Consider the following 7,305-nt stretch of genomic DNA (forward strand, 5'->3'; position numbering starts at 1 on the left):
CGGACGCCGCGGGCGTCGTCGGCGAACGCAGCGCGAGGTAGGCGCCGAAGGCGACGAGCGCGGCCGACGCGGCGGCCGCCGCCGCGATCCACGCGGGCCGCCGCGGCCGTCGCGGCGGCGCCGGGGCGAACCCTTCCGCGCGGTCGGCGAGCGCCGCGCGCAGCGCCGACTCGAACTCCCCGGCCGTCTGAAAGCGCTCCGCCGGCGAGGGCGCGAGCGCCCGCTCGACGACCTCGATGAAGGCGCCCGGGAGGTCCGGCCGCTCGTCGCGGAGACGCCGGCGCAGCCCCCGCGCGTGCGCCTGGGCCATTTCGCCGAGCGTCGCGGCGCGGACCGGATAGGCGCCGGTGACGAGGTGGTGGAGCAGCACGCCGAGGCTGTAGATGTCCGAGCGGGGCGAGGGGCTCTCGCCGTCGAAGATCTCCGGCGCGACGTAGAGCGGCGTCCCGGCGAGCGGCCGCTCGGCGGCGTCGTCCTCGAGGTCGCGCGCCTCGAGCCCCGCGCCGAGGTCCATCAGCACGATCCGTCCGCCGGCGGCGCGCATCACGTTGCGGGCCTTGACGTCCTGGTGGACCAGCCCCGCGGCGTGGACCGCGGCGAGGGCGCCGCAGAGGTCGATGCCGACGAGCGCGGCCTCGTGCGCGCCGAACGGCCCGTCCTTGGCGAGGATCTGCTCGAGGTCCCGCCCGTGGAGCAGTTCCATCCAGAGGCCGACCCGGCCGCGGTGCCAGTCGGCGCCGTAGACCGCGACGACGTTGGCGTGCCGCACGCGGGCGAGCAGCCGCCCTTCGCGGATCGGCGCGAAGACCGCCGACTCCTCGGTCCGGCCGCGCGGCTTGAGCAGCTTCAGCGCGACTTCGGCGTCGAGGCGCGGATCGCGCGCCCTGTAGACCTCGCTGAACGCCCCTTCGCCGATCTTCTCCAGCAGCTCGAGCGAGCCCCAGCGATCGAGCGGCGGCGTCCCGGCCGCGGCGCCCGGCTCCTCGCCGTCCCCCGCGCCCGAGAGGGTGTCGTGGACGAGCGCGATGTCGGAGACGAGGCGCAGGCGGCGTACCCGCTTGCGCGCCTCTTCGTCCGGCGCGGTGCGCTCCGCTTCGTCCCAATCGATCGCCGCGCCGTCGCCGACCGCGGCGGCGATGGCGAGCAGGTCCTCGCGCTCATTGCTGTTGGCGGCCATCCCCCATCTCCTCGACCAAGCGGACCAAGGCCCGCGCGACCGTCATCCGCGCCGCGTCCGCCGAAGGCTTCCCCAAAGCCTCGGCGATCTCCTGATACCCGCAGCGGAGCTCGACGCGCATCAGGACGGCGGCGCGGTCGTCCTCGCGGAGCCGCGCCAGCGCCGTCTCGTAGCGTTCGAGCGCCTGGCGGCCCACGGCCTCCTCGAGCGGCGACGCGCCCCCGTCGGCCTGTTCTTCGTCCAGTTCCGCCTTGCCCGGGCGCCGCTGGGCGCGCCGGATTTCGTCCTGCACGCGGTTGAGGAGCGCCTGCCGCAGATAGGCCTGCAGCGCCCCGTCGTGCCGCGGCTCGAACTCGCCGAGCCGCCGCAGCGTGCGCATCACGGTGTCCTGGACGATGTCTTCGGTGTCGACCGCGTCGCGCGCCCAGCGCGGCAGCCGCCCCCGCGCCCAGCGGCGCAGGCGCGGCACGTGCCGCTTCAGCAGGACTTCCAGCGCGTCGTCGTCCCCCCCGCGCGCCTTCCGCAGCAATTCGACCGTCTTCTCGAATTCGGCGGACGGATCGGACGTGTCGCTCACCCTGAGACTCTCCCTCGGTCGGATCGGATGGATCCAGCCATTGTAGCAAGAGGGGAGTGTCGCCACGCACGACGTCGCCGACACGTTCGGTCTCCTTCGGACGCTCTCGTCAACAGGTAACGAGAGGACCGGGCAAACCGAACGGGCCGGGGACGGATGTCGGAGAAGAGGCGGAACGAGCGGCCGGCGCGCGGATGGCAGCCCTGCGGGCGGAAGGGGCGGCCGGCGCGCGGAGCGCGGACCGGCGGGCGACCGGGGCCGGACTCAGAGCAGGGGGCCGAGGCGGACCAGCGTCTCGGCGCGGAACGCCGGATCGCGGTGGTACTTGTCGCGGCAACGACGGCAGACGGGAATCGGCTCGGCCTGGTCGTGGCCGACGAGCCGGTCGCGCGCCCGCGCCGAGGCGGGGCGGGTCTCGCCGCAAACGCCGCAGGTGAACGGCGCCCGCGCCGCCGCGCCGTCGCGGCGGGGCGGGTGGAGGAACCGGGCGAGCAGCAGCCGCTCCTCGGCGTTCGGCTCGGTGGCGTAGGGGCCGGGCCAAGTGCGGATGAACGCCTCGGCGTCGTGGCCGCCGGGAAAGACGCCGGCGTGCAGCGCGCGCTTCCCCGGCGCCTTCGGCTCGGTCGGGCAATGCTCGCGGCAGGGGCCGAGGCAGGTCCGCTCGACGAGCGCGCGGCTCGCGGCGAGGAGCAGCCGGACGAGGCCGCGCCGCCGCTCGTCGCAGGCCGGCACGGGGAAGGCGATCCGGTCGAGCACGCGGACGTAGTGCTCCTCGAGACGCGCGTCCAGATCGGCGCTCCACGCGGCGCAGGCCTCGCGCCCGGCGCGGCGGACGAAGGCGCGCGCGATGTCGCGGGCCCCGGCGGCGCCGAGGCCGATCGCCCCCCGCTGGGCGACGTCCACGCGCGGACGCTCGTGCGGCGGGATGCGGGACTGCCAGACGTCGATCGCGCGCTCGAGGATCAGCGCGAGATCGACGGCCAGCGCGCGGAGCTTCGTCGGCGGACGGACGCTCGTCAGCAGCGCGGCGACGTCGGCCCGCTCCGCGGCGCGCGGCGGCGGGGCGAAGAAGTAATGGCCGGGATGGAGCCCGCGGCGGGCCATGCGGCGCACGAGCGGCAGGTCGGCGAAGCGGCCGGTCTTGATCGCCGCGGCCGCGGCGGCGGCGGCCCGCGCGGCCTCTTCGTCCCCCGCCGCGGCGTGGACCGCGGCGTTGTGCTCGAGCAGCCGCGCGAGGCGGCGCGGCTCGCCGGCGCGCGCGAGGGCGCGGGCGGCGCGCTCGACGAGCGGGTCGTCCAGCGGGAGCTGCGTGCGGCCGTCGCGGAGCACCTGAAGGCGCAGCGGGTCGAGCCGTCTCTCGCTCGCGTCGTACGACCAGCCGGCGTAGAAGGCATGGTCGGCCACGTCGGCTTCCGGCGCGGCGTCGTCGGCGAAGCGCGGCGCGGGCGCCGGGGCGCTCGCCACGTCGAAGAGCGGATCGAGCAGGCGCACCGCGCGCAGCTCGTCGGCGATCGGGTTCCTTCCGGCGCGCTTGTCGGCGGCCCGCGCCTCGCGCAGCAGGGCCATCGCCCACGGCACCGGGGCGGGGGCCGTCGGCGCGGCGCACGGCGGCTCGTCCCCCTCGTCGAGCTCGTCGTAGTGCGCGACCGCCGAGCCGACGAGGCCGAGCGCGTCGCGCAGCCCGGCGCCGAGCGTCATCTCGAAGAGCACGGCGCGGCGCGGACGTCCGGGGGGCGCGTAGTCGAACCGCAAGGTCAGGGCGCCGGCCGCGTCGGCGCAGCCGACCCGCGCGCTCCAGCCGGGGGGCGCGGGCGCGGCGAGCGGGGCGTCGAGCCGTCCGCGCGCGCCGGCGAGCAGGAAGCGCTCGGCCTCGTCGTGCGGCGCGAGGCGGTCGAGCGCGGCGCGGCTCTCCGGCGCCGGGACGCGCGCGATGGCGACGACGATCGCCGCGCGCAGCTCCGGATCGGTCTCGACCTCGGCGAGCATCTCGAGAACCGCGGCGCGTCCTTCCGGCTCGGTCAGCTCGCGGTCCTGCAGGGCGGCCCAAGCCACCCGCTCCTCGCGGTCGGCGCGTTCGTAGAGCCGCATCAGCGGCGCGCGGAGCGTCGGCTCCTCGACGACGTGGCGCGCCTGCCAGCGCAGCACGAGTCCCGAGACGTCGGGGGAGACGATCGCGTCGCCGAGATCGAGTCCGAGCAGGGCGAGCGCGGCGACGACGCGCGCCGCCGCGGGCTTGGAGCGGTCGTTGGCGACCTTGGCGAGGGCCGGCGCCTGCTCGACGGCGGCGAGACGGCCGAGGATCTCGAGGCCGGCGACTTCGTCGGCGACGCGCCCTTCGGAGAAGAGGCGCAGCAGCTGCGCCGCGGCGAGCGTGCGGGTCGCCGCGAGCTCCGCCAAGGCCGCGCGGAACTCGCTCGGCGGCATCGCGCCCTGCTCCAGCAGGCGCCCCAGGATGTCCCGCACCCGCCGCCGCGCGGCGAAGCCGCGCCGGTCGATCGGGCGCAACACGGGCGACATGCGGCAGAGGATACCCGCCGAAGGGCGGGGAGCCCAATCCGGCGTACCATCAGCATTCCGCCCGCCGCGGCGGTGGAGACGGATGTGAACGACGACTCGTTCATCGGTCCCGCGCCCTACGACGCCGAGGCTCTCGCCCACCGGCGCCGAATCATGCTCGGCGTCCTGGCGCTTTCCTCGTCGCTGATGCTGGTGAAGCTGGCCGCGTTCGGCCTGACCGGTTCGCGCGCGCTGTTGTCCGACGCGCTGGAGTCGATCGTCAACGTCCTCACCGGCGCGTTCGGGCTGTTCAGCGTCTGGCTCGCCGCGCGTCCGCCGGACCGCTCGCATCCCTACGGCCACGGCCGCGTCGAGTTCTTCGCCGCGGGGCTCGAAGGCGGAATGATCCTCCTCGCCGCGCTCGGCATCGTGCGCGAGTCGCTGCCGCGGCTCGTCGCGCCGGCGCCGCTGGAGAACGTCGGCTTCGGCGCCGCGCTCGCCGCCGCGGCCGGCGTCGTCAACGGACTCGTCGGCGCGGCGCTCGCGCGGCGCGGACGGAAGGTCCACAGCGAGACGCTGGCCGCCGAAGGGAAGCACCTGCTGACCGACACGGTGACGACGGTCGGCGTGCTCTCCGGCGTGGGGTTGGTGCAGCTCACCGGCTGGCTGCGGCTCGACCCGATCGCCGCCTGCGTCGTCGCGGTCTCGATCGCCTGGACCGGGATCGGCCTGCTGCGCCGCTCGGCCTCCGCGCTGATGGACCACGCCGAGCCGGAACTACTGCGGAACATCGTCGCCGCGCTCGACGAGGGCCGGCGCGCGGAGTGGATCGAGATCCACCTGCTCCGCGCCTGGCGCTCCGGCGATCTCGTCCACGTGGACTTCCATCTGGCGTTTCCCCGCTTCTGGTCGATGGAAAAGGTCCACGCCAGCCAGCAGGCGCTGCTCGACTTCACGCTGCGGCGCCTCGGCCGTCCGGGCGAGGTGATGGTCCATCCCGATCCGTGCACGCCGCGGCTCTGCGGCCAGTGCCGGATGGAAGAGTGTCCGGTCCGCGCGACGCCGTTCGCGGCGCTCCATCCGTGGACCGTCGATTTCGCGACCGGCGGGCCGGCCGGCGCGGACGTGGACGGCTGCCAGCTGCTGCAGGCGAACGCCAGCCGCGACAACACGCGGCTCGAAGACGAGACGGCGGGCGGCGCGGCCGCCCCCCTGCGATAATTCCGTTCCGCGGTCGTTTCAGGGCGCGCCGCGCGAGGTCACGATGAGCGAACAGAATTCCCCGACGATCGCCTGCCGCCGCTGCGGCGCCGCCGAAGCCCCGGCCCTCGCGTTCGCGCCGTGGCCCGGCGAGCTGGGCCGCGAAATCCAAAACGGCACCTGCCGCGCCTGCTGGGACGAGTGGCTGACGATGCAGACGCGGATCATCAACGAATACCGCCTCAACGTGCTCGATCCCGAGCACTCGAAGGCGCTGCGCGAGCAGATGCTCGTCTTCCTGAAGCACCGCGAGGCCTGAGCGGGCGCGGCCTCGCCGGGGGACGGACGCATGGACTCCGAAGGGCTGATCCGCAAGGGGTTCGGGCTGCGCCGGGCCGTGGCGGGCGACATCGCCCGCGACTACCACTCCGCGCTCGTGCGGCGCGCGCGCGAGCAGGGGCGGCGGCTCGACTGGCCGGGGCTCGTCGTGAAGATCGCCGAGGAGTTCGGCTTCTGCTACGGCGTCCAGCGCGCGGTGGACTACGCCTACGAGGCGCGGGCCCGCTTCCCCGACCGGCGGCTCTTCGTCGCCGGCGAGATCATCCACAACCCGGGCGTCAACCGCCGTCTGCGGGAGCTCGGCTACGAGTTCCTCGACGGGGCGCACGGTTCGAAGGCGACGTTCGCCGACCTGCGGCCGGAGGACGTCGTGCTGATCCCGGCGTTCGGGCTGCCGGTGCCGGTGCTCGACCGGCTGCGCGCGATCGGCTGCACGCTCGTCGACACGACCTGCGGCTCGGTGCTCAACGTGTGGCGGAACGTCGAGGCGTACGCCAAGGAAGGGCGCACCTGCCTGATCCACGGCAAGTGGAACCACGAAGAGACGCGGGCCACGGCGAGCCGCGCCCTGCGCCATCCGAGCGGCCGCCACCTCGTCGTCTACGACATGGACGAAGCCGAGGCGGTGGCCCGCTTCATCGAGGAGGGGGGCGACGCGGCGGCGTTCATGGCGCGGTTCGGCGAGGCCGCCTCGCCGGGCTTCGATCCGGCGCGCGACCTCGACAAGGTCGGGATGGCGAACCAGACGACGATGCTCTCGACCGAGTCGCTGGCGATCGCCGAGCGGATCAAGCAGGCGATGATCCGCCGGCACGGCGAGGCCGAGGCGGCGGAGCGGTTCCGCGCCTTCGAGACGATCTGCTCGGCGACGCAGGACCGGCAGGACGCGGTGCGGCGGATGATGCTCGATCCGCCCGACCTGATGCTCGTCATCGGCGGGTTCAACTCCTCCAACACCAATCACCTCGCCGAGATCTGCTCGGGGGGCGCGCCGACCTTCCACGTCGAGGGGGCGGACGGGCTGCTCGACGCGCGGCGGATCGCCCACAAGCCGGTCGGCGCGAAGGACGTCGTCGTCGCCGAAGGATGGCTGCCGGAAGGGGACGTCGTCGTCGGGATCACCGCCGGCGCCTCGACGCCCGACCGCGAAGTCGGGCGGCTGATCGCGCGGCTGCTCGAACTGCGCGGGCTCCCCGCGCCGGACGAGGAGTGATCTCGCCCTTCGCCGCAGGCCCGGCGCGCGGATCTGCGGCCGGGCGTCAAGCGAGAGGAGCGGAGGCCGGGCGACGCGCGCGCGGATCTGCGGCCGGGCGTCGCTCGCTTCGCGCCGCGATCTGCGCCGCTCTGTTCGTCTGCGTCTGCGTCTGCGCGGCCGCCGCGCCGGCGCACCCGGCCGCGGGACGCGCGCGCGGCCCGCGCAAAGGGCGCGCGGCGACCGCGCCGGCGAAGTCGTCGGACAGGCGCGCGCCGAAACTCCACGGGGCGTGGCGCGAGGAGCGGCTCGCGGCGCCGGCGC

The 7,305-nt window shown here is 75.2% G+C and carries 6 protein-coding genes; 3 read left to right on the plus strand and 3 right to left on the minus strand.

Annotated elements, in window-relative coordinates; translation table 11 throughout:
- The 3 genes from LLG88_11405 to LLG88_11415 all read right to left on the minus strand — a co-directional run.
- A partial coding sequence (locus LLG88_11405; protein ID MCE5247506.1) for a serine/threonine protein kinase occupies positions 1-1,177 on the minus strand: 1,177 nt, incomplete at its 3' end.
- Entirely contained in the window at positions 1,158-1,754 is a 597-nt protein-coding gene (locus LLG88_11410; GenBank protein MCE5247507.1) for a sigma-70 family RNA polymerase sigma factor, read from the minus strand. The genes LLG88_11410 and LLG88_11405, both read right to left, overlap by 20 nt.
- 264 nt (positions 1,755-2,018) lie before the next feature.
- Positions 2,019-4,271 carry a hypothetical protein gene (locus tag LLG88_11415; GenBank protein ID MCE5247508.1) on the minus strand — a complete coding sequence of 751 codons (2,253 nt, stop codon included), beginning with the start codon at positions 4,269-4,271 and terminating at the stop codon, positions 2,019-2,021.
- An 84-nt stretch (positions 4,272-4,355) separates the two neighbouring features.
- Between LLG88_11415 and LLG88_11420 the strand changes: the two genes are divergently transcribed.
- Genes LLG88_11420 through LLG88_11430 form a run of 3 tightly spaced genes read left to right on the plus strand, consistent with a single transcriptional unit; the run spans position 4,356 to position 7,002 of the window.
- Positions 4,356-5,471 (plus strand): cation diffusion facilitator family transporter, encoded by a 1,116-nt coding sequence (locus tag LLG88_11420; protein ID MCE5247509.1) that lies wholly within the window; start codon positions 4,356-4,358, stop codon positions 5,469-5,471.
- A 43-nt stretch (positions 5,472-5,514) separates the two neighbouring features.
- Positions 5,515-5,769, plus strand: a complete 255-nt coding sequence (locus LLG88_11425; protein ID MCE5247510.1) for a Fe(2+)-trafficking protein — start codon at positions 5,515-5,517, stop codon at positions 5,767-5,769.
- 30 nt (positions 5,770-5,799) lie between these two features.
- Positions 5,800-7,002 (plus strand): 4-hydroxy-3-methylbut-2-enyl diphosphate reductase, encoded by a 1,203-nt coding sequence (locus LLG88_11430; GenBank protein MCE5247511.1) that lies wholly within the window; start codon positions 5,800-5,802, stop codon positions 7,000-7,002.
- Positions 7,003-7,305 lie beyond the last annotated feature (303 nt).

Source organism: bacterium (assembly GCA_021372775.1).
In the GTDB taxonomy this organism is placed as follows: domain Bacteria; phylum Acidobacteriota; class Polarisedimenticolia; order J045; family J045; genus JAJFTU01.